At 64.2% G+C, this 20,948-nt stretch carries 19 protein-coding genes; 13 read left to right on the forward strand and 6 right to left on the reverse strand.

Features of this window, described 5'->3' with window-relative positions:
- Nucleotides 1-259 precede the first annotated feature (259 nt).
- Nucleotides 260-3,376, reverse strand: a complete 3,117-nt coding sequence (locus ACWCIA_RS04415; RefSeq protein WP_454161322.1) for a DEAD/DEAH box helicase — start codon at nt 3,374-3,376, stop codon at nt 260-262.
- A 212-nt stretch (nt 3,377-3,588) separates the two neighbouring features.
- Between ACWCIA_RS04415 and ACWCIA_RS04420 the strand changes: the two genes are divergently transcribed.
- Nucleotides 3,589-5,958, forward strand: coding sequence for a Tex family protein (locus tag ACWCIA_RS04420; protein ID WP_454161324.1), 2,370 nt, complete (start codon nt 3,589-3,591; stop codon nt 5,956-5,958).
- A gap of 141 nt (nt 5,959-6,099) precedes the next feature.
- Here ACWCIA_RS04420 and ACWCIA_RS04425 read toward each other — a convergent pair whose 3' ends face one another.
- Nucleotides 6,100-6,408, reverse strand: a complete 309-nt coding sequence (locus tag ACWCIA_RS04425; RefSeq protein ID WP_454161325.1) for a hypothetical protein — start codon at nt 6,406-6,408, stop codon at nt 6,100-6,102.
- 183 nt (nt 6,409-6,591) lie between these two features.
- Between ACWCIA_RS04425 and grxD the strand changes: the two genes are divergently transcribed.
- Together grxD and ACWCIA_RS04435 are read left to right on the forward strand one after the other, a co-directional pair.
- Nucleotides 6,592-6,903, forward strand: a complete 312-nt coding sequence (grxD, locus tag ACWCIA_RS04430) for a Grx4 family monothiol glutaredoxin (protein ID WP_454161327.1) — start codon at nt 6,592-6,594, stop codon at nt 6,901-6,903.
- The gene (locus ACWCIA_RS04435; protein WP_454161328.1) at nt 6,903-7,508 is read left to right on the forward strand and encodes a UbiX family flavin prenyltransferase; all 606 of its coding nucleotides are present in this window, start codon (nt 6,903-6,905) and stop codon (nt 7,506-7,508) included. Before grxD ends, ACWCIA_RS04435 begins: the two co-directional genes overlap by 1 nt.
- A 39-nt stretch (nt 7,509-7,547) precedes the next feature.
- Here ACWCIA_RS04435 and ACWCIA_RS04440 read toward each other — a convergent pair whose 3' ends face one another.
- The 3 genes from ACWCIA_RS04440 to ACWCIA_RS04450 form a co-directional block, all read right to left on the reverse strand.
- Nucleotides 7,548-7,718, reverse strand: coding sequence for a hypothetical protein (locus ACWCIA_RS04440; RefSeq protein WP_454161330.1), 171 nt, complete (start codon nt 7,716-7,718; stop codon nt 7,548-7,550).
- Nucleotides 7,719-7,836: 118 nt separating this feature from the next.
- Complete coding sequence (locus ACWCIA_RS04445) at nt 7,837-8,112, reverse strand: hypothetical protein (RefSeq protein ID WP_454161332.1); 276 nt, start codon at nt 8,110-8,112, stop codon at nt 7,837-7,839.
- A 421-nt stretch (nt 8,113-8,533) separates the two neighbouring features.
- A complete protein-coding gene (locus tag ACWCIA_RS04450; protein WP_454161334.1) occupies nt 8,534-9,586 on the reverse strand; it encodes an MBL fold metallo-hydrolase in 1,053 nt (350 codons plus the stop codon).
- A gap of 127 nt (nt 9,587-9,713) precedes the next feature.
- On the opposite strand from ACWCIA_RS04450, the gene ACWCIA_RS04455 reads away from it, so the two are divergent.
- From ACWCIA_RS04455 to ACWCIA_RS04500, 10 genes are all read left to right on the forward strand, one after another.
- Entirely contained in the window at nt 9,714-10,124 is a 411-nt protein-coding gene (locus ACWCIA_RS04455) for a MerR family transcriptional regulator (RefSeq protein WP_454161336.1), read from the forward strand.
- Nucleotides 10,125-10,243: 119 nt separating this feature from the next.
- Complete coding sequence (locus ACWCIA_RS04460; protein WP_454161337.1) at nt 10,244-11,428, forward strand: isovaleryl-CoA dehydrogenase; 1,185 nt, start codon at nt 10,244-10,246, stop codon at nt 11,426-11,428.
- Nucleotides 11,429-11,609: 181 nt separating this feature from the next.
- Nucleotides 11,610-13,439, forward strand: a complete 1,830-nt coding sequence (aceK, locus tag ACWCIA_RS04465; RefSeq protein WP_454161339.1) for a bifunctional isocitrate dehydrogenase kinase/phosphatase — start codon at nt 11,610-11,612, stop codon at nt 13,437-13,439.
- Entirely contained in the window at nt 13,436-14,635 is a 1,200-nt protein-coding gene (locus ACWCIA_RS04470) for an acetyl-CoA C-acyltransferase (protein ID WP_454161341.1), read from the forward strand. The genes aceK and ACWCIA_RS04470 overlap by 4 nt, the downstream gene beginning before the upstream one ends.
- 160 nt (nt 14,636-14,795) lie before the next feature.
- Nucleotides 14,796-15,464, forward strand: a complete 669-nt coding sequence (locus tag ACWCIA_RS04475; RefSeq protein WP_454161343.1) for an SDR family oxidoreductase — start codon at nt 14,796-14,798, stop codon at nt 15,462-15,464.
- A gap of 31 nt (nt 15,465-15,495) precedes the next feature.
- A complete protein-coding gene (locus ACWCIA_RS04480; RefSeq protein ID WP_454161345.1) occupies nt 15,496-16,623 on the forward strand; it encodes an acyl-CoA dehydrogenase family protein in 1,128 nt (375 codons plus the stop codon).
- Nucleotides 16,620-17,177, forward strand: coding sequence for a GNAT family N-acetyltransferase (locus ACWCIA_RS04485; protein ID WP_454161347.1), 558 nt, complete (start codon nt 16,620-16,622; stop codon nt 17,175-17,177). The genes ACWCIA_RS04480 and ACWCIA_RS04485 overlap by 4 nt, the downstream gene beginning before the upstream one ends.
- A gap of 110 nt (nt 17,178-17,287) precedes the next feature.
- The gene (locus ACWCIA_RS04490) at nt 17,288-17,872 is read left to right on the forward strand and encodes a hypothetical protein (RefSeq protein ID WP_454161349.1); all 585 of its coding nucleotides are present in this window, start codon (nt 17,288-17,290) and stop codon (nt 17,870-17,872) included.
- Nucleotides 17,826-18,362 (forward strand): hypothetical protein, encoded by a 537-nt coding sequence (locus ACWCIA_RS04495; RefSeq protein ID WP_454161351.1) that lies wholly within the window; start codon nt 17,826-17,828, stop codon nt 18,360-18,362. The genes ACWCIA_RS04490 and ACWCIA_RS04495 overlap by 47 nt, the downstream gene beginning before the upstream one ends.
- A gap of 211 nt (nt 18,363-18,573) precedes the next feature.
- A complete protein-coding gene (locus ACWCIA_RS04500; RefSeq protein ID WP_454161353.1) occupies nt 18,574-19,650 on the forward strand; it encodes an MORN repeat-containing protein in 1,077 nt (358 codons plus the stop codon).
- 167 nt (nt 19,651-19,817) lie between these two features.
- Here ACWCIA_RS04500 and ACWCIA_RS04505 read toward each other — a convergent pair whose 3' ends face one another.
- Nucleotides 19,818-20,900, reverse strand: a complete 1,083-nt coding sequence (locus ACWCIA_RS04505; RefSeq protein ID WP_454161355.1) for a S66 peptidase family protein — start codon at nt 20,898-20,900, stop codon at nt 19,818-19,820.
- Between the last annotated feature and the right edge of the window lie 48 nt (nt 20,901-20,948).

Below are 20,948 nucleotides of genomic sequence, written 5' to 3' on the forward strand. Positions count from 1 at the left end.
AAAGACGCAATGCATATAAATGCGTCGAATATTATTGGATCGGATGTAGAAAAGACCGAATCCTATTCAACATGCATATCTGCCCGGCCATTCAGCCTGAACCGTGTTTGTTATTGGCAAGATATTGAACAGAATTGCGCAGCGCGTGACGCGCCGTTGCAACGGGTTGCGCAAACGGAAAGGGAAACCGGCCTTGCCGGCAGGGGGGAAACAGCCAGAGATGGTATGGCCCATGCGGCTGGCGCATGGGCCGGCAGTCTTACTGCTCTTCGAGCGGCGCGAAGATGGCTTGCAAGTCTTCCTGCGTGAGCGCCATCTTTTGCGATTCGCCTTCGGCCAGGATGGAGTTCGCCAGCTCCGACTTCTTCTGCTGCAGCTGCTGGATCTTTTCTTCCAGCGTGCCCTTGGCGATCAATTTATACACGAACACCGGCTTGTCCTGCCCGATGCGCCAGGCGCGGTCGGTGGCCTGGTTTTCCGCCGCCGGGTTCCACCACGGGTCGTAGTGGATGACGGTATCGGCCGCGGTGAGGTTCAGGCCGACGCCGCCCGCTTTCAGGCTGATCAGGAAAATCGGCACCGCGCCCTGCTGGAAGGCGGCGACCTGCGCCGAGCGGTCGCGCGTTTCTCCGGTGAGGATCGCGTAGCGGATGCCGCGCGCTGCCAGTTCCTCTTCGATCAGCGCCAGCATGCTGGTGAACTGCGAGAACACGAGGATCTTGCGGCCCTCTTCCAGCAGGTCGTCGACCATTTGCATCAGGTCGGTCAGCTTGGCGGAAATCGCCGCCGTGTTCTTCTTCGACGGCATCGCTTTCACCAGCCGCGGGTCGCAGCAGACCTGGCGCAGTTTCAGCAGGGCCTCGAGGATCACGATCTGGCTGCGCGCCACGCCCTTGCGGTCGATTTCCTCGCGCACCTTCTTGTCCATCGCCAGGCGCACGGTTTCGTACAGGTCGCGCTGCGGGCCGGTCAGTTCGACGCGGCGGATCATCTCCGTCTTTTCCGGCAGTTCCTTCGCCACATTGTCCTTCGTCCGACGTAAGAGGAAGGGACGGATCCTTCGATTTAGCAACATCCTCCGCACCGGGTCGTCCTGGCGCTCGATCGGATGGCGGAACTGGGTATTGAAGGCTTTTTCCTCGCCGAGCAGGCCAGGCAACAGGAAGTGGAACTGCGACCACAACTCTCCCAGGTGGTTTTCCAGCGGCGTGCCGGTCAGGCACAGGCGGTGCTTCGCGTTCAGGGAACCCGCCGTCTGCGCCGCCTTCGAACGGGTATTCTTGATGTAATGCGATTCGTCCAGGATCACCAGGTGGTAGTGGTGCTCGCGCAGCTTTTCCTCGTCGCGCGGCAGCAGCGCATAGGTGGTCAGCACGATGTCGCTTTGCTCGATCTGGTCGAACAAGTCCATCCGTTCTTTCCCCTGCAGCAGCAGCACTTTCAGGCTCGGGGCGAAGCGCGCCGCTTCTTCCTGCCAGTTGGTCATCAGGCTGGTCGGGGCGATCACCAGCGCCGGGCTGGTTAATCTGCCCGCTTCCTTTTCGGTCAGGATGTGCGCCAGCGTCTGCACTGTTTTGCCGAGGCCCATGTCGTCGGCGAGGATGCCGGCGAGGTCGTATTCGCGCAGGAACTGCATCCACGACAGGCCGTCGAGCTGGTAGTCGCGCAGGGTCGCCTGCAGGCCGGCCGGGGCCGCCACTTTCTTGACCGAGCCGAACTGGCTCAGCTTGCGGCCGGTTTCGCGCAGCTGCTCGCCGCCGAACCAGCGCATCTCGACGCCGCGCGCCAGTTCTTCCAGGCGGCTCGCGTCCAGCGTCGACAGGCGCACGCGGTTCTTGATCTTGTCGTTGAAATACAGTTCGCCCAGCGTCGCTAGGATCGGCTTCACACGCGCCCAGGGCAGGGCTACGCGCAGGCCTTCCGGCAGGGTCGCCAGCATCTGGTCGGCTTCGCCGTGCGCGGCTAGCACGGCCGGATCGAATTCCAGCGGCGCGTTGCGGATCAATTGCACCAGCACGGGCAGCAGCGGCACGCGCTTGCGGTTGACCACGATGCCCAGCTCCAGCTCGAACCAGGCTTTGCCGGCCTCTTCGGGCTCGTCGATCTCGGCATACCAGTCTTCCACCGGCACCACGTCGTAGCGGTACTTGTTCGACTTTTGCAGGTGCCAGCCAGCATCGATCAGCGCATCGAGCTCGCCTTCGGCAAAGCGCAGCCAGGCGGCCTGGCTTTCCAGTTGCAGCGCACCCGCGACGCCGGACAGCGGCGTGGTGGCAGGCTTGCGGAAGCCCAGTTCGACCAGTTTGTCGAGGGCGGCGGCCTCGAGCGAAGCATCGCGCGCGATGATTTCGGTGACGTCGCCGATCTGGCGCACCACGCGCTGCGACGGGTCGAAGGAGACGCGCTGGCCATCGTAATCAAACGAGAGCACGGCGAAATCGTGCCAGCGCTGGCTGCCGCCATCGGCCATCGCCACGGAATCGAGCAGCAGGAAGGGCTGGGGTTTGACGTCGTCGCGCAGGCGCTGGGTCAGCGGCTGCGGCAGCGGCATCAGTTCCTGCAGGCCATGCGCCAGCAGCAGTTGCGAGACGCGTTTTTTATCATTGCCCGTCAGGACAGGGGCCTGGGCGACCAGCGCCTGCAGTTCGGCCAGCGAAATGTCGATGCCGCCGCGATTGAGTTCCAGGGGGCCGCAGGACAGGTTGTCGATGTACCAGGGCGGATCGGTCGGCAGCATGTAGTCGATCAGGTCGGCGCCGGGGTGATTCGCGCCGTTCGCCGGCTCCACCGACCAGCCGAGCTTGGCCGCCCTGCCCTCGTCGCGCCAGGCCAGGTTTGCCTGCCGGGTCGGGCCGGCCTGCAATGGATAGACCAGGCCGTTCGCCATGTCGGCCCAGGAATTGGCCCACAGCAGTTTCCCCTGGCGCAGCAGCAGGTCGAGCAGGATCGCGCCGACTTTGCCCTTCGGCTCGGTCGCGCTGGTGCTCTGCGAGGAACCGCTGCGCATGGCGATGAAGAAGCGCACCAGGTCTTCGTCCTCGCCCTCGAGGTAGGCCGGCGGCGCGGACAGCAGGGAAAACACTTCGTTGACCGGGCTGGCGGCGGCCACTTCGCCGTTCGGGCGCAGGCGTGCCTTGCACAGGCAGACGGCAACGTGACGCCCGCCGCTGGTCGGGGCCATCACATACACGAATTTGTATTGCGTCGCCTTCGGATCGGCGACTTCGACGTTCAGCTTCGGTTGCGGATGCGCAGCTGCCTCGACCCGTTGCAGCCAGGTCATCACCGGTGCGGGCAGTGCGGGCGCGCGTGCCGGCGTCGCCCGCGGTGCCGGGGCATCGCTTGCGTGTTCGCGTGGGTAATCAACTGTGTGCATTGGGTCCTTGAACCTGTATGAAAAAAAACAACAAACGACATTATCTCTCATACGGGCACTTCAGTTTTGTTCGTGATCGCACGTAGCCGAGAAATCTTTACAGTGTGAAAGATGCGACACACTCGCGTACACGCCGCCCGGCGGCTGTCAAGACTGGCGCTTCCCGCCCATTTGCGTATCATTGCCCGCCTGACTCACGAGGATTCTGCCCCATGCTGCCTTCTATCGAACAACGCCTCGCCGCGGAGCTTGCCGCCAAGCCGGCGCAAGTCGCCGCCGCCATCGCCCTGCTGGACGAAGGCGCCACCGTCCCCTTCATCGCGCGCTACCGCAAGGAAGCGACTGGAGGCCTCGACGACATCCAGCTGCGCCTGCTGGAAGAGCGCCTGCGCTACCTGCGCGAGCTGGAAGACCGGCGCGCCGCGATCATCGAATCGATCACCGAGCAGAACAAGATGACGCCGGAGCTGCTGCAGCAAATCGCGCTGGCCGAGGATAAAACCCGTCTCGAGGATTTGTACCTGCCGTATAAACAGAAGCGCCGCACCAAGGCGCAGATCGCCGTCGAAGCCGGCCTGGCGCCGCTGGCCGACCATTTGCTCGCGGACCCGTCCCGCAATCCGGAAGAGGAAGCGGCCAAGTATCTGCGCGAGGCGTTTACGAACGCCGACGGCGTGAACAACCCCGGCGTGGCCGATACGAAAGCGGCGCTGGACGGCGCGCGCCAGATCCTGATGGAGCGTTTCGCCGAAGACGCGACCCTGCTGCAGTCGCTGCGCGAATACGTGCAGGAACACGGCGTGGTCGAATCGAAGGTGGTCGAAGGCAAGCAGGACGAAGGCGAAAAGTTCGCCGACTATTTCGATTATTCCGAGCCGCTCGCCAGCGTCCCTTCGCACCGGGCGCTGGCCCTGATGCGCGGGCGGCGCGAGGGCATCCTCGACGTGGCGCTGCGCCTCGACACGGAGCTTGAAAAACCCAAATGGGACGCGCCGCATAACCCCTGCGAGTCGCGCATCGCCGCCCGCTTCGGCATCAAGGCGCTGGGCCGCCCGGCCGACAAATGGCTGCTCGACACCGCGCGCTGGACCTGGCGCGTAAAAAGCTTCATGTACATCGAGACCGAACTGATGGGCGCCCTGCGCGAGAAGGCGGAGCTCGATGCGATCCAGGTCTTCGCGCGCAATTTGAAGGCGCTGCTGCTGGCCGCACCCGCAGGCCAGCGCGCCACCATGGGCCTGGACCCTGGCCTGCGCACGGGCGTCAAAGTAGCGGTGGTCGATGCCACCGGCAAAGTCGTCGACACCGCCACCATCTACCCGCACCAGCCGAGGAACGACTGGGACGGCTCGCTGCACGTGCTGGCTCAGCTGGCGGCGAAGCACAACGTCTCCCTGATCTCGATCGGCAACGGCACCGCCTCGCGCGAGACCGACAAGCTGGCGCAAGACCTGATCAAGGCGCGCCCGGAACTGAAGCTGACGAAAATCGTCGTCTCGGAAGCCGGCGCCTCGGTGTACTCGGCCTCGGAATTCGCCTCGCGCGAACTGCCCGACCTGGACGTGTCGATCCGCGGCGCTGTCTCGATCGCGCGCCGCCTGCAGGACCCGCTGGCGGAACTGGTGAAAATCGACCCGAAATCGATCGGCGTCGGCCAGTACCAGCACGACGTGTCGCAGACCCAGCTGGCGCGCTCGCTCGATGCAGTCGTCGAGGATTGCGTGAACGCGGTCGGCGTCGATGTGAACACGGCCTCGGCGCCGCTGCTGGCGCGCGTGTCGGGCTTGTCGAGCAGCGTGGCGCAGAGCATCGTCAGCTACCGCGACATGAAGGGCGCCTTCGGTTCGCGCGCGGCCCTGAAAGCGGTACCGCGCCTGGGCGATAAAACCTTCGAACAGGCAGCGGGTTTTCTCCGCGTGATGGGCGGCGAGAATCCGCTGGATGCCTCGGCGGTGCACCCGGAATCCTATCCGGTGGTGCAAAAGATCCTGGCGGACGTCAAGCGCGACATGAAGGCGGTGGTTGGCGACAGTGCCCTGATCAAGTCGCTGAACCCGGCCAAGTACGCCGATGAGCAGTTCGGCGTGCCGACCGTGACCGACATCCTGAAAGAGCTGGAAAAGCCGGGCCGCGACCCGCGTCCGGAATTCACGACCGCGACCTTTAAAGAAGGCGTGGAAGAGATCAGCGACCTGCGTCCGGACATGATCCTGGAGGGTGTGGTCACGAACGTGGCCGCCTTCGGCGCCTTTGTCGACATCGGCGTGCACCAGGATGGGCTGGTGCACATCTCGGCTCTCTCCAATACCTTCGTCAAGGATCCGCACACGGTAGTGAAGGCCGGGCAGGTCGTCAAAGTGAAGGTGCTGGAAGTCGATCCGAAGAGGAAGCGCATCGCGCTGACGATGCGCCTGTCGGACTCTGCGCCGCAGCCGGGTTCGAAGCCCGAATCGGAGTCAATGCGGCGCGGCGACCGCAACGATGCCAAGCGCCTCGGCCAGCACCAGCGCCAGGAACGCTCGGCGCCGAAAGTGGAAGCCGGCGGCGCGATGGCGGCGGCTTTTGCCAAGCTGAAGAAGTAAGGTTTTCGTAGGGTGGGCTCTCGAGCCCACGCGGTCTCACCGCTCGATCAACAGGGCGCGAACGGGACGCCCCGAGATTCGGCGCAGGGTCGGAAGCAAGCGGTACGCAAGGGTACGACCGCGTGGGCACAAGTGCCCACCCTACGCAAAGAATTGCGCCATCTCCGGCACCCGCCGGACCATTACGCCGATGAAATACAGCGCCAGGCAGCCCAGGCCAATGTAATTCATGCGCTTGCGCGTCATCGAGGGCTGGCCGGTTTTCTTGATGTGAAGCGCGTCGCGCAGCAGCACGGCCGCGTAGATCGTCAGCGCCAGCCCCTTCAGGAAGCCTCCCGGCCCGTCGCCGTTCACACTTGCGAACATGTCGTAGACGCCGATCAGGCCGAGCACGACGGCGAGTACGAGGTTGAAACCGGCGGACGGCGCGGCTTTGGGCGGTTGTTGCATGAGAAATCCCGAATGTGAACAGAAAAGAAACGGGGCGATCATACCGCAATCGTGCCGGCCTGCCCAAGATGGCGCCGTCGCCTGCCTTACCGCAGCGGCAGGCCGGTCCGCCGCACCGCCGGGGTGGATTTCTTATAGAATGGCGCCATCTATTCACCTTATTTCTTACCGAAGGCAAATTCCATGAGCGACGTACAAACCTGGATCAAAGACACCGTGACCACTACCCCGGTCGTGCTGTTCATGAAGGGCACCGCGCAGTTTCCGCAATGCGGCTTCTCGGGCCGCGCCATCCAGATCCTGAAAGCCTGCGGCGTCGATAACATCGCCACCGTCAACGTGCTGGACGATCCGGAAGTCCGCCAGGGCATCAAGGACTTCTCGAACTGGCCGACCATCCCGCAGCTCTATGTGAACGGCGAGTTCATCGGCGGCTCCGACATCATGAACGAGATGTACGAGTCGGGCGAACTGCAGGCGATGTTCAAGAAGTAATGACTGCCATGCGCCCACGCCGGATCGTCGTCGGCATCACCGGCGCGACCGGCGCGGTCTATGGCGTGAGGCTGCTGCAGCGCCTGGGCGCCGTGCCCGACGTCGAGACCCACCTCGTGGTCTCGGACGCCGCTTCCCTCACGCTGCACCAGGAAGTCGGCATGCAGCGGCGCGACGTCGAGGCGCTGGCCCACGTCGTGCACAAGAATCGTGAAATCGGCGCCACGATCGCCAGCGGCTCGTTCCAGACCGACGGCATGGTGATCGCACCCTGCTCGATGAAGACCCTGGCCGCCGTGGCCCATGGGCTGGCGGACAACCTGGTCGCGCGCGCGGCCGACGTGGTCCTGAAGGAACGTCGGCGCTTGATTCTGATGGTGCGCGAAACGCCGCTGAACCTGGCGCACCTGCGCAATATGACGGCAGTGACGGAAATGGGCGGGATCGTGTTCCCGCCGCTGCCCAGCTTTTATCACCGTCCGGCGAGCATCGCCGAGATGGTCGACCATACGCTGGACCGCGTACTCGATCTGCTCGGCATCGAGAACGCCGCCGCGCCGCGTTGGCCCGGCATGCGCTCTGCACCGGACGCCCCTGCCACCTGAGAGAGCGCCTAATAACGCCCTCAAGGCAAGGCGCGACGCTTAGCGCTGCATGCGGTACTCGCTCTCTGCCTTCTTCAACTCCCTGGCTTCCTCCAGCATCCTGCGCTGGGCAATGCGCTTGCGCATCACTTCGGCATGTTGAGCGGCCGTCATCGGCGGCGCGGTCATCAGTTCCTTCAGCTGGGCGGTGTTCATGTAGTTGCTTTTCATTGGCGGCACAATCCTCGGCTGTGAGACGAATTGATTATGCGCCAGTGTTAGCGTTTTGTATTGCCTAATTAAGAAGAAAGTTTGTAAGCAGAAAAGCAGGGTCGAAGAAGGATTTCGCTTACTTCGTGGGGGCCTGGTGGTTAATCCGTACTAGCATGCGGATGAACTCGCGTGCCAGCTGGCGATGGTGTTCGTCGAGGCGCTGCAGGTCGGCGATCAGCTTGACGTCGGCCGACTCGAAACGCGCGCCGGCCTGTTCGCCCTGCTCGCCCGGCGCTTCCGGACCGCCGAAACGCAGCCAGTCGGCAGGCACGCCCAGCCATTGCGCGATCATGCGCAGCTTTTCCTGGGTGGGGATGGCTTCGCCGACCAGCCACTTGCGTGCCGCGTGCACGGTGATGGGGCGTCCTTCGAAGCGAATGTTAAATTCACGTGCCAGACGGGTCGGGCTATCCGGTGAGTAATGAGCGTTTTTGAGCGCTTGCTGGAGACGCTCGCTAAAGCTCTCACGTTCGTTGGTGGAGTTCATAATTGCACTATTTCACGCTCGACCATAAATGTCAGTTGTCTCGTTGCCAAGATCAACAGTGACATTTGCTCAGCCTTCACGTAACAAAGATGTGGAAATTGAAGAGATTTTTTGTGGCTGAGCGAATCATGCCACAAAATTTCCAGTAAGTACGAATGTATCGAACTTATATCCTTGCGGAAATTTGTAGTATGCGCGCGCGGTGCACGCGCATGCGGCCAAAATGCCGTGAAGTCGGAGGCCAGACCGGGCTGGGGAAGCCCGTGTGAAATCCGGCTCCGGCGGGTCAGATCAGTTGGAAACGCACGATCCCATCGCCGCCGGTTACGCGCTCCAACATACCATCATTCCAAAGTTTATGCAGGTGTGCGAGGGCCTCGCCCAGAGCGAAACTGAGCTGGTGGGCGTCGAGCTGGCGGCGGAACATGATGGGCACGATATCGACCGCGCTGCGCGGCGTGCGGCAGGCTTCCTGCACCTCGGCCAGGCGCGCCACGTGGTGCTCGCGCAGCTGGGCAATGCGGGTGTGCAGGCCGCGGAAAGGCCGGCCGTGCGAAGGCAGTACCAGGGTGTCCTCGGGCAGGCCGGCGAATTTATCCAGCGAATCGAGGTATTGCTGCAGCGGGTTGCCTTCCGGCTCGACGGCAAACACCGACACGTTGGTGGAAATGCGCGGCAGCACCATGTCGCCGGAGATCAGCACCTTGAGTTCTTCCGAGTACAGGGACGCGTGTTCGGGCGAGTGGCCGAAGCCCGTGATCACGCGCCAGCGCGCGCGGCCGATGCTGACCTCCTGCCCATCCTGCAGCCGGGTATAGGCGTCGGGCACGGCTGGGACGAGCGACGGATAGTAATTGCGGCGGCTGCGCATCTGCTCGAGCATGGCGGGGTCAAGCAGGCCATGGCGCTCGAAGTGCGGGATGGCCGAGGGGCCGTCGACGCCGGGCAGCGCGGCCGCCATCATGCGTGCGAAGCCGAACTCGCCGGCGGTGAGCCAGAACGGCGCGTTAAAACGTTCGCACAGCCAGCCGGAGAGGCCGACGTGGTCCGGGTGGCAATGGGTGGCCAGCACGCGCACGGCCGGCTTATTCTCCATCGCGTCCGTGAAAATGCTTTCCCAGGCGGCGCGCGTCGGCTCGGTCGCGACGCCGGTATCGATAATGGTAAAGCCCGTGCGGCCTTCGCGCTCGTCGTCGAGCAGCCACAGGTTGATATGGTCGAGCGCAAACGGCAGCGGCATGCGCAGCCATTGCAAGCCTGGCGCGACCTCGCGGGCGGTGCCGGGAGCCGGCAATTCATCGGCGAAGGGATAGGCAAGCTGGGACTCGAGCGGATTCATATTCGGGCAATCTTTCGTATTCGTGGCAATGCGGGCGCGCTACAATGTGTTGACGTTGACGTAAACGGAAACACCTTGGAAAGTCATTCTAAGCGATTCCGCGACCTGCTACTTTTACCCTGCATTCATGGCCACGACCTACACCATCGCCGAACTGGCGCGCGAATTCGACATCACCGCCCGCGCCATCCGCTTCTACGAAGACCAGGGGCTGCTCAGCCCGAGCCGCGAAGGCGTCGGCGGACGCAGCCGGGTATACACCCCGCGCGACCGTACCCGGCTGAAACTGACCTTGCGCGGCAAGCGCCTCGGGCTGACGCTGTCGGAGATTAAAAGCATCGTCGACATGTACGAGTCGCCGAAAGACACGACCGCCCAGATCGACCGTTTTCTGGGGGTACTGGCGCACCAGCGCGAAACGCTCGAGCAACAGCGGGCCGACATCGAAATGGCGCTGGAAGAGATTTCCGCCCACGAGGAAGAATGCCGCCGGCTACTGGCGGACGGCCAGCCTGAGGCGGCCGGCAACGCGGCCTGAACAGCCTGCCTTATCCCATCTGCAACACCCGGATAGCCCTTGCTACTTGACGTTTACGTTAACGTCAGACGCGAGTATGATCCTGAGAGCTCAATAACCGTTCTACCGGAGACGACGACATGCTGCATCTTCCAGGCTTGACCTTTGACCATGGCGAAGACATCGCCGCGCTGCGCGAAGCAGTCCAACAGTTCGCCGCCAGCGAAATCGCGCCGCGCGCGGCGGAAATCGACCGCACCGACCAGTTTCCGATGGACCTGTGGAAGAAGATGGGCGAACTCGGCCTGCTCGGCATCACCGTCGGCGAGGAATACGGCGGCGCCAACATGGGCTACCTGGCGCACATCATCGCCATGGAAGAAATCTCGCGCGCTTCGGCTTCGGTCGGCCTGTCGTATGGCGCCCACTCGAACCTGTGCGTCAACCAGATCAAGCGCAACGGCACCGAAGAACAAAAGCAAAAGTATCTGCCGAAGCTGATCTCGGGCGAGCACGTCGGCGCGCTGGCGATGTCCGAGCCGAACGCCGGTTCCGACGTCGTCAGCATGAAGCTGCGCGCGGAACTCAAGGGCGACCGCTACGTCCTGAACGGCACCAAGATGTGGATCACCAACGGTCCCGACGCCGACACCCTGGTCGTCTATGCGAAAACCGACATCGAAGCCGGCCCGCGCGGCATGACCGCCTTCCTCATCGAAAAGGGCTATAAAGGCTTCTCGATCGCGCAAAAGCTCGACAAGCTGGGCATGCGCGGCTCGCACACGGGCGAACTGGTGTTCGAGGACTGCGAAGTGCCTTTGGAAAACGTGCTGGGCGGCGTCGGCAAGGGCGTGAACGTCCTGATGTCGGGCCTGGACTTCGAGCGCACCGTGCTGTCGGGCGGTCCGCTGGGCATCATGTCGGCTTGCATGGATTCGGTGGTGCCGTATATCCACGAACGCAAGCAGTTCGGCCAGGCGATCGGCGAATTCCAGCTCATGCAGGGCAAGATCGCCGACATGTACTCGACCATGATGGCTTGCCGCGCCTACGTGTATGCCGTCGGCCAGGCCTGCGACCGCGCCGATAACCCGGCCGCCGTGCGCGCCTTGCGCAAGGACGCCGCCGGCGCCATCCTGTACAGCGCCGAAAAGGCGACCTGGATGGCGGGCGAGGCGATCCAGACCCTGGGTGGCAACGGCTACATCAACGAGTACCCGGTCGGCCGCCTGTGGCGCGATGCCAAGCTGTACGAGATCGGCGCGGGCACCAGCGAGATTCGCCGCATGCTGATCGGCCGCGAGCTGTTTGGCGAGACGATGTAAGAACAGAGCCGGTTCCCGCCGGAGGGACGTAGGGTGGACGGGTCCCCCGTCCACGCGTCCAACGGACATATAATCAGCCGCGCCGGTTGCGGTTGATCGAATGCCGGTCGAACGCGTGGACGGCAAAGCCGTCCACCCTACGGTACCCTAACGCTCAACGGACTCAGGCGCGAGACGAACGATGACCCAAGTTGCGTTCCCTAAACTGCTGTCTTCCCAGATAGCGTTTGACATCGCGCGCACCATCCTCGACGGCTTCGACAAGCACTACCGCCTGTTCCGCGAAGCGAGCCAGGCGGCGCGGCGCCATTTCGAGCGCGCCGACTGGGCCACCGCGCAGGCGGCCGCCCGCGAGCGCATCGATTTCTACGACAAGCGGGTGCAGGAAGCGGTCGACGTGCTGGAGGACGAATACGCGCCGGAAGACTTGGTCGACGGCGTCTGGCGCGAAATCAAGCTGCACTACATCGGCCTGCTCTCGGGCCACAAGCAGCCGGAACTGGCCGAAACCTTTTTCAATTCCGTCAGCTGCAAGATCCTGCACCGCAGCTATTACCACAACGATTTTCTGTTCGTGCGCCCCGTGATCTCGACCGAATACATCGAGACCGAGGAAGTGCTGCCGACCTACCGCGTCTACTACCCGGCCGCCGACGGCCTGCGCTTCGCGTTAAAACGGGTCGTCACCAATTTCCAGCTGACGGTGCCCTTCGCCGCCCTCGAGCGCGACGTGACCCTGGTCGAAGCGCGCATGGTCGAGAAATTCGGCCTCGACCGGATGGAGCCGAACCAGCAGCTGCACGTGCTGTCGAACCTGTTCTTCCGCAACAAGGGCGCCTACATCGTCGGCCGCGCCGTGAACGGTGCGCGCGAATACCCCTTCGTGATTCCCGTGCTGCACAACGGTGACGGCGAACTCGTGCTCGACACCGTGCTCACCGAAGTCGAACAGATCGTCATCCTGTTCTCCTTTACGCGTGCCTATTTTTTGGTCGACATGGAAGTGCCCTCGGCCTATGTGAGCTTCCTGCGCAACCTGATGCCACGTAAGCCGCGCAGCGAGATTTATACCGTGCTCGGCCTGCAAAAGCAGGGCAAGACCCTGTTCTACCGCGATTACCTGCAGCACCTGAAGCACAGCTCGGACCGCTTCCAGGTCGCGCCCGGCATCCGCGGGCTGGTGATGCTGGTGTTCGAGCTGCCTTCCTTCCCCTACGTGTTCAAGGTGATCAAGGATTTCTATCCGCCGCCGAAGGACACCACGCGCGCCCAGATCCAGGAAAAATACCTGCTGGTGAAGCACCACGACCGCGTGGGGCGGATGGCCGACACGCTCGAATACTCCAGCGTGGCCTTCCCCCTGAACCGGTTTAGCGAGGAACTGCTGGCCGAACTGCAGCACCATGCGCCTTCGCTGGTCGAGATCGAGGGCGAGCGCATCATCGTGAAGCACCTGTACATCGAGCGCCGCATGGTGCCGCTGAACATCTACCTGTCCCAGGCCGAGCAGGCCGGCGACGAGGCCCTGCTCGAACACGGCATCCGCGAATACGGCAACGCCATCCGCGACCTGGTCGCCGCCAACATTTTTCCGGGCGACATGCTGTACAAAAACTTCGGCGTTACCCGCCAGGGCCGGGTCGTGTTCTACGACTACGACGAAATCGAATACCTCACCGACTGCCATTTCCGCGACATCCCGGAAGCGCGCAACGAAGAGGATGAGCTGTCGGCCGAACCCTGGTACCCGATTGGAAAACACGACGTCTTCCCCGAACAGTTCGGACGTTTTCTACTTGGAAACAAGAAGATCCGTCACCACTTCATGCAGCACCATGCGGACCTGCTGTCCCGCGCCTGGTGGCAGGCGCACAAGGACCGCATCCTGGCCGGCGTCGTGGCGGACATTTTTCCTTACCCGCAGCACATCCGTTTTCATCAACACCCGATCACCACCCCGGCGCTGTGCACATCCCCACAGCGCCACCCTTTTGGAGAACTTACAAAATGAATGATCCAGTCGTTATCGTTGGCGCCGCCCGTACCCCGATGGGCGCCTTCCAGGGCGATTTTTCCTCGAAAACGGCGAGCGACCTCGGTGCGGTGGCGATCAAGGCCGCGGTCGAGCGTGCCGGCGTCGACGCGCAATCGGTCGAGCACGTCTACTTCGGCAACTGCCTGATGGCCGGACAAGGTCAGGCCCCCGCGCGCCAGGCGCTGATCAAAGCCGGCCTGCCGCTGTCGACCGGCGCCGTCACCCTGTCGAAAATGTGCGGCTCGGCCATGCAGGCCGCGATCTTCGCCCATGACCAGCTGGTGGCCGGCAGCGCGGATATTGTCGTCGCCGGCGGCATGGAGTCGATGACCAACGCTCCCTACCTGATCCCGAAGGCGCGCGGCGGCTACCGCATCGGCCACGCGCCGATGTTCGACCACATGATGTACGACGGCCTGGAAGATGCCTACTCGCGCAACGAGAAGACCGGCGAAGGCCGCTCGATGGGCACTTTCGCTGAAGAATGCGTGGCGACCTACCAGTTCTCGCGCGAAGACCAGGACAATTTCGCGATCACCTCGGTGAAGCGCGCCCAGGCCGCCAACAACGATGGCTCGTTTGATTGGGAAATCGCCCCGGTCAGCGTTGCCACCCGCACCGGCGAACTGCTGGTCGAAAAGGATGAAGGCCCGATGAAGGCGAAGATCGACAAGATCCCGTCCCTGAAACCCGCCTTCAAGAAGGAAGGCACCGTCACCGCCGCCTCGTCCTCGTCGATCAACGACGGCGCTGCGGCCCTGGTCATGATGCGCGAATCGAAGGCGAAGGAACTGGGTCTCACTCCGATCGCCCGCGTCGTCGGCCACGCCACCCACGCCCAGGAACCGAACCTGTTCACCACCGCCCCGATCGGCGCGATGCACAAGCTGTTCAAGAAGACCGGCTGGATGCCGAACGATGTCGACCTGTTCGAGATCAACGAGGCCTTCGCCGCGGTGCCGATGGCCGCCATGCGCGACCTCGAGATCCCGCACGACAAGGTCAACATCCACGGCGGCGCCTGCGCCCTCGGCCACCCGATCGGCGCCTCGGGCGCGCGCATCATCGTCACCCTGCTCGGGGCGCTGAAGAAGACCGGCGGCAAGCGCGGCGTGGCGTCGCTGTGCATCGGCGGCGGCGAAGCGACCGCGATGGCGATCGAGATGGTATAAGCGTTGTCGTGACTCGTAGGGTGGACGGCTCTGCCGTCCACGCGTTCAACGACCGTAAGAATAGCCGCAATACGATTGCATACACGTGCGTTGAACGCGTGGACGGGAAACCCGTCCACCCTACGGACCCGCACCTAATCACCCAACCGGAGCCACGATCATGCCCACCGCCCTCATTATCGGCGCCTCGCGCGGCATCGGCCACGAACTGGCGCGCCAGTACCGCGCCGACGGCTGGCGCGTGATCGCCACCGCCCGCAAGCAGCAAGACCTCGACGAGCTGGCCCGGCTGGGCGCCGAGCCGCATGCGCTGGACGTCAATAACCTGGAAGCCGTCGCCGGCCTCGGCTGGAAGCTGGACGACGAAAAGATCGACGCCGCCTGGCTGGTCGCCGGCCTCTACGGCCCGCGTCGCGAGGGTTTTCCGACCCAGGACGAATTCGACGCCGTCATGCACACGAACGTGCTGGCCGCGATGCGCCTGCTGCCCATCGTCGCGCCCCTGCTCACATCGACGCGCGGCAAACTCGGCGTGCTGTCCTCGCGCATGGGCTCGATCGGCGGGCGCACCCACCCGGTCGCCTCGCTCTACCGCGCCAGCAAGGCGGCCGTGAACTCGGTGCTGCGCGACATCGCCCTGACCTATGGCCCGCAGGGCGCGACCTGCATCGCCTTTCACCCGGGCTGGGTGCAGACCGACATGGGCGGTGCCGGCGCCGACATCACGGTCGAAGAGAGCGTGCGCGACTTGAGGGCCACCCTCGCCAACGCCCAGCCCGAGGCGAACGGCACTTTCCTGAACCACGACGGCACGCCCATCCCCTGGTAGCCGATCACAAGACAACGAGACAAGAGACCCCATGATCCTGACCGAAGAACACCAGATGATCCGCGACGCCCTGCGCAGCTATGCCCAGGAGCGCCTGGCGCCGAATGCCGCCCGCTGGGACAAGGAACACTATTTTCCGAAAGACGAGCTGAAGGAACTCGCCGGCCTGGGCGCCTTCGGCGTCGCGGTCCCGGAACAATACGGCGGCGCCGGCCTCGACTACGTGTCGCTGGCCCTGGTGCTGGAAGAAATCGCGGCCGGCGACGGCGGCACCTCGACCATCATCTCGGTCAACAACTGCCCGGTGTGCTCGATCGCCATGATGTACGCCAGCGAAGAACAGAAGCAGCAGTGGCTGGTCCCGCTGGCCCGCGGCGAGATGCTGGGCGCCTTTGCCCTGACTGAGCCGCACACCGGCAGCGACGCCGCCGCCCTGCGCACCACGGCCACCCGCGAAGGCGACGAGTACGTCATCAACGGCACCAAGCAGTTCATCACCAGCGGCAAGTACGGCGACGTCGCCATCGTCATGGCGGTCACGGACAAGGCGGCCGGTAAAAAAGGGATCAGCGCGTTCTGGGTGCCGACGAATACCCCGGGCTACATCGTCGCCGGCCTGGAACACAAGATGGGCCAGCATTCGTCGGACACGGCGCAGATCGTGTTCGAGAACTGCCGTGTGCCGGCGCGTAACCTGATCGGCGAAGAAGGCATGGGCTATAAAATCGCCCTGTCCGGCCTGGAAGGCGGGCGCATCGGCATCGCCTCGCAATCGGTCGGCATGGCGCGCGCCGCCTTCGAGGCGGCCCTCAGCTATGCGAAGGAACGCGAAAGTTTTGGGAAGGCGATCTTCGAGCACCAGTCGGTCCAGTTCCGCCTGTCGGAAATGGCGATGCAGATCGAGGCCGCGCGCCAGCTGATCCTGCACGCGGCCTCGATGAAGGATGCGGGACTGCCCTGCCTGAAGGAAGCGGCGATGGCGAAACTGTTTGCTTCCGAGATGGCCGAGCGCGTCGTCTCGAGCGCGATGCAAATCTTCGGCGGTTACGGTTACGTGGCTGACTTCCCGATCGAGCGCATCTACCGCGACGTGCGCGTGTGCCAGATTTACGAAGGCACGAGCGACATCCAGAAAATCCTGATCGCGCGCGCGCTGTGAAACCCAGGGACGGGGCCGCGCTGCTGATCCGCCCCGTGGAGCGGGAGGACCTGCCCGCCCTGTTCGCCTACCTCGACGACCACCTGCGCGACAACGGCAGGAATGGCACGCCGCTGTTCCAGCCGATGGCGCGCGCCGAATCGGGCTTCCCGGTCGAGCGCCGCGCCAGCTTCGTCACCGGCATGGGGACGGCGGTCGGGGAACCGGGCTGGCGCCGCGCCTGGATGGCGCTCGACGAGCACGGCTACATCTGCGGCCACGTCGACCTGCGCGCGCGGCCCGAACGGCTGGCGCGCCACCGCTGCCTGCTCGGCATGGGCGTGCACCGCGCGCACCGGCGCCGCAGCCTTGGTACCCAACTGCTGGACACCGCGCTCGGCTGGGCCAGGGAGCAGGCCGGCATCGACTGGGTCGACCTCGAGGTCATGTCCAACAACCTGCCGGCACGCCGCCTGTACGAGCGCAGCGGTTTTGTTTTTGCGGGCGAGATCTCCGACCTGTTCCGCATCGATGGCCAGCAGTATGGCTACGTCTTCATGTCGCACCCGCTCTGAACGGCAAGCGTGCGGCGCCTGCCTGCTGGCGCACCCGGAGTTTGCTTAAAATCAACATGAGGCTGATAATGATGCAATCAGGCATCGTTTGCCTCACTGAGAAATTTGCCATGCACCCGCGCTGGATTCGCCGTTCTTCGCTGTCTTTCCTGATCCTGTCCTGCGGTGCACCCGCACTCGCCGCCGATGTCGCCTGGCTGGGCGCACCCGATTGCCGCATCGCGGCGCTCGAGCCCGCTCCCTCGAACCAGGCCGTCGGCTGGGATGGCGCCTGCAAGGACGGTCATGCCAGCGGCAAGGGCGTGCTGACCTGGCGTACCGCCTCGTTCGACAAGATCCGCCTCGAAGCCACGCTGGTGGCGGGCGTCGTCAGTGGCGAAGCTGTCCTGAAGACCAAGGACTACACCTATACCGGCACCCTCAGGAATGGCGTGCCGCACGGCACAGGCTACTTCGAATACGCAGGAGACAAGGGCTGGTACGGAGGCGACGTGGCAGCGGGCAAGCAGCATGGGAAAGGCATCTATCTTTCCCTCGGCCGCGCGCGCTATACCGGCGAATGGAGCGACGGCAAACGCAACGGCTGGGGCGAAGCGACTTTTGCTACCGGCGGCAGCTATATCGGCGGTTGGAAGGACGACAAGTTCCATGGGCAAGGCCCGGATCGTGTATGCAGGCAGCGGCCGCACGCATGAGGGCCTGTTCGCGGATGGACGTGTTGCCGGCCTGCCCGCACCCGAGCTCGACAACGGCGAGTATGCGATCAAGGAGCGGGCGCACGGCAGTCGCGCCGCCACGCAAGACCGGATCAGAAGCAATATCCCTTTGACGCCCAGCTGGAGCGCGCTGACGCCGGCCCAGAAAAACACCGTACGTTCGCTCTGTCCGGCGCTCGAGGCGGGAGACGAACCGCCCTTTCCCTTGAAGGGCGAAGCTGCGCTGATCGATGGCGTGCAGCGCATCAACGTGGCCCTGGGCGCTGTCGAGGGCAAGCTTGGCGTGCATGTCCTGGTCGGCAAGGATGGCAAGCCGCTCAAGGTGACGACCTTTGGCGCGCCCGACCCGGCGCTGGTGCGCGCCGTGTCCCAGCTGTTCATGCTGGAGCAGTACTCGCCGGCGCGCTGCCAGGGCGAGCCTTGCGAGATGATCTTCCCGTTCACCTTCGTGTTCTCGGTCGCGGACTGAAGCACGTCGCCGGCCTCGGCTGACGGCGGGCTCCAGCAGCGTCACCGCTTGCCGTTCGGTGTCGATGGCGCTCGGTTCGCCTACGTATTCATGTCGCATAGGCCTGGAACGCCACCCCTCCTTTTACTTTTTTGTTGCTTTACTTGAAACCAAAAGTCGACGCATAATGATGCGAGCAAGCATTGTTTTACCTCACATAAAGGGTTCCGCCATGCATCTGCACCTGGTTCGCCGCTCCCCGATTTCCCTTGCCGCTCTTTCCATCATCGCCGCATTCCACGCTCCCGCCCAGGCCGCCGAGCCGGCCTGGCTGGGCGCGGCCGACTGCCGTATCGCTCCCGTCCAGCCCGCGCCCACCCAGGCGGTGAGCTGGAGCGGCGCCTGCACCGACGGTTACGCCAGCGGTAAGGGCGTGCTGGCCTGGCAAACGGACGCGGGCCAGGCGAGGCTGGACGCCGTGCTGGTGCGCGGCGAGCCCGGCGGCGAAGCGGTGCTGACGACGCCCGGCTACACCTATACCGGCACCGTGAGGAACGGCGTGCCGCACGGACGGGGCAAGTTCGCGTATCCGGGCAGCAGTGGCTTCTACGAAGGCGAGGTCGCCGAAGGCCTGGCGCACGGCAAGGGCACCCGCGTGCACACCGACCTGTCGCGCTATACCGGCGATTGGGTCGCGGGCAAGCGCCATGGCCGCGGCGAGGCGAGCTTCGCCACCGGCGGCAGCTATACGGGCGAATGGAAGAACGACCGCTTCGACGGCCAGGGCAGGATCGTGTATGCCGGCAGCGGCCGCAGCTTCGAGGGCAGTTTCCAGGACGGCCGGGTTGCCGGCGCGCCCGTGCTGGAGACAGCAAGCGGCCGCCACGCCATCACCGGGGCCAAAACCGGCACCCATGTGCGCCAGAACCACGTGGTGGCCTACCTGCCCGTGGACACCAGCTGGGCCGAAATGACCCCGGCCCAGCAAAATGCCTTGCGTGCCAACTATCCGGCACTCGAAGCCGGCGACGAACCGCCCTTCCCGAAATGGGGCGAACGCGTCCTGTTCGAAAACATCCACCGCTTCAACCGCGCCCTCGGCCCCTCCGAAGGCCAGCTCGCCATGCATGTCCTGGTCGGCAAGGACGGGAAGCCGAAGAACGTGAGCACCCATGGCGTGATCAGGCAGGAAATGGTGAACGCCGTCCAGCTACTGGCGATGGTGCACGAGTACAAGCCGGCGCGCTGCCAGGGCCAGCCCTGCGAGATGGTGTATCCGGTGTATTTCGACTTCAAACTGGCGGAGTAGCCGAGGTAGGGTGGGCGGCTCCACCCGACGGCTGGCCTACACCTTGCACCAATGCCGCTCACGCGTTCGACCACCTCGTGAACAAACGCGGCGTTTCTACGGCCGGTTGAACGCGTGAGCGGCGCGAGAGCCGCGTCGATGCGCCGTGCCGGGTGGAGCCGCCCACCCTACGTGACCGCCGGCTCCAGCAGCGTCACCGTCTGCCGCCCCGTGTCCAGCGTGGCGCGCAGCCCGACCGGAATCGTGAACTGGTTGCGGATGTGGCCGATCGAATAGCCGGTCACCGCCGGCACTTTCAATGGCTGCAGGTGGATGTCGAGGGTCTGGTCGAGCGTGAGCGAAATCTCCTCGTGCTCGGGCCCGCAATCCTCGCAGATGCCGACCATGACCGCCGCCGCCTTCGACAGGCCGCCGGACAGGTCGAGCTGGGTCAGCCAGCGGTCGATCCGGTAGGGCGCCTCGTTGACCTCTTCCAGAAACAGAATGCTGTCCTTGAAATCGGCCGCGTACGGGGTGCCGGCCAGCGCCGCCACCATGCTCAGGTTGCCGCCCATCAGGGGTCCGGTGGCGACGCCGCTGTGTACGGTGCGCATCGCGAAATGCGGCGCCTCCAGCGCGCGCCGGCTGTTTTCCAGCGCCATCGGAATCGTGTATTCGGGCTGCGGGTCGGACAGCACCGCCAGCATGTGTTCCAGCGAATAATCGCTCATCGTCGAGGAGGCGACCGGGCCGTGGAAGCTCACCAGGCCCGCATGCCGATGGATCGCCAGGTGCAGCGCCGTGATGTCGGAGTAGCCCAATAAGATCGTCGGATTCGCGCGAATCAGCGCGTAGTCGAGGTGGGCCACCAGGGAAATGCAGCCGGAGCCGCCGCGGATCGGCCAGATCATTTTAATTTCCGGATCGGCAAACGCCGCGTGCAGGTCCAGCAATCTCTGGTGCACGGTGCCGGCGTAGTTGCCGTGCACTTCGCGCAGAAACGCGCCTTCGCGCACCTTGCACCCCAGTTTTTCGATGTTCGCGCGTGCCTTGGCGATCGATTTTTCGGTGGCGTAGCCGCCCGGGGCGATCAGGGCGACGGTATCGCCCTGGCGCAGGCGCGGAGGTTTGATCAGGGGCTTCATACGTAAACGTGATGCGGGACGTTTGCGCGGCGCGGCCAGTGCCGCTGCCGGCAGCAGCGCAGTGGCGCTGGCAGCTGCCAGCAGGGAGGCAAAGGCGCGGCGGCTGAGCGTCGGGTTGAAGGGCATGCAGGTTCGATGTGGAATGAAAAAACCCGCGGAGAAAGAAGGCATGCC

It is taken from the genome of Massilia sp. SYSU DXS3249, from assembly GCF_053668055.1.

Coding starts and splice junctions, on each gene's coding strand:
- ACWCIA_RS04415 (WP_454161322.1), bottom strand. CDS start 3,376: ATGCACACAGTTGATTACCCACGCGAACACGCAAGCGATGCCCCGGCA.
- ACWCIA_RS04420 (WP_454161324.1), top strand. CDS start 3,589: ATGCTGCCTTCTATCGAACAACGCCTCGCCGCGGAGCTTGCCGCCAAG.
- ACWCIA_RS04425 (WP_454161325.1), bottom strand. CDS start 6,408: ATGCAACAACCGCCCAAAGCCGCGCCGTCCGCCGGTTTCAACCTCGTA.
- grxD (WP_454161327.1), top strand. CDS start 6,592: ATGAGCGACGTACAAACCTGGATCAAAGACACCGTGACCACTACCCCG.
- ACWCIA_RS04435 (WP_454161328.1), top strand. CDS start 6,903: ATGACTGCCATGCGCCCACGCCGGATCGTCGTCGGCATCACCGGCGCG.
- ACWCIA_RS04440 (WP_454161330.1), bottom strand. CDS start 7,718: ATGAAAAGCAACTACATGAACACCGCCCAGCTGAAGGAACTGATGACC.
- ACWCIA_RS04450 (WP_454161334.1), bottom strand. CDS start 9,586: ATGAATCCGCTCGAGTCCCAGCTTGCCTATCCCTTCGCCGATGAATTG.
- ACWCIA_RS04455 (WP_454161336.1), top strand. CDS start 9,714: ATGGCCACGACCTACACCATCGCCGAACTGGCGCGCGAATTCGACATC.
- ACWCIA_RS04460 (WP_454161337.1), top strand. CDS start 10,244: ATGCTGCATCTTCCAGGCTTGACCTTTGACCATGGCGAAGACATCGCC.
- aceK (WP_454161339.1), top strand. CDS start 11,610: ATGACCCAAGTTGCGTTCCCTAAACTGCTGTCTTCCCAGATAGCGTTT.
- ACWCIA_RS04470 (WP_454161341.1), top strand. CDS start 13,436: ATGAATGATCCAGTCGTTATCGTTGGCGCCGCCCGTACCCCGATGGGC.
- ACWCIA_RS04475 (WP_454161343.1), top strand. CDS start 14,796: ATGCCCACCGCCCTCATTATCGGCGCCTCGCGCGGCATCGGCCACGAA.
- ACWCIA_RS04480 (WP_454161345.1), top strand. CDS start 15,496: ATGATCCTGACCGAAGAACACCAGATGATCCGCGACGCCCTGCGCAGC.
- ACWCIA_RS04490 (WP_454161349.1), top strand. CDS start 17,288: ATGCACCCGCGCTGGATTCGCCGTTCTTCGCTGTCTTTCCTGATCCTG.
- ACWCIA_RS04495 (WP_454161351.1), top strand. CDS start 17,826: ATGGGCAAGGCCCGGATCGTGTATGCAGGCAGCGGCCGCACGCATGAG.
- ACWCIA_RS04500 (WP_454161353.1), top strand. CDS start 18,574: ATGCATCTGCACCTGGTTCGCCGCTCCCCGATTTCCCTTGCCGCTCTT.
- ACWCIA_RS04505 (WP_454161355.1), bottom strand. CDS start 20,900: ATGCCCTTCAACCCGACGCTCAGCCGCCGCGCCTTTGCCTCCCTGCTG.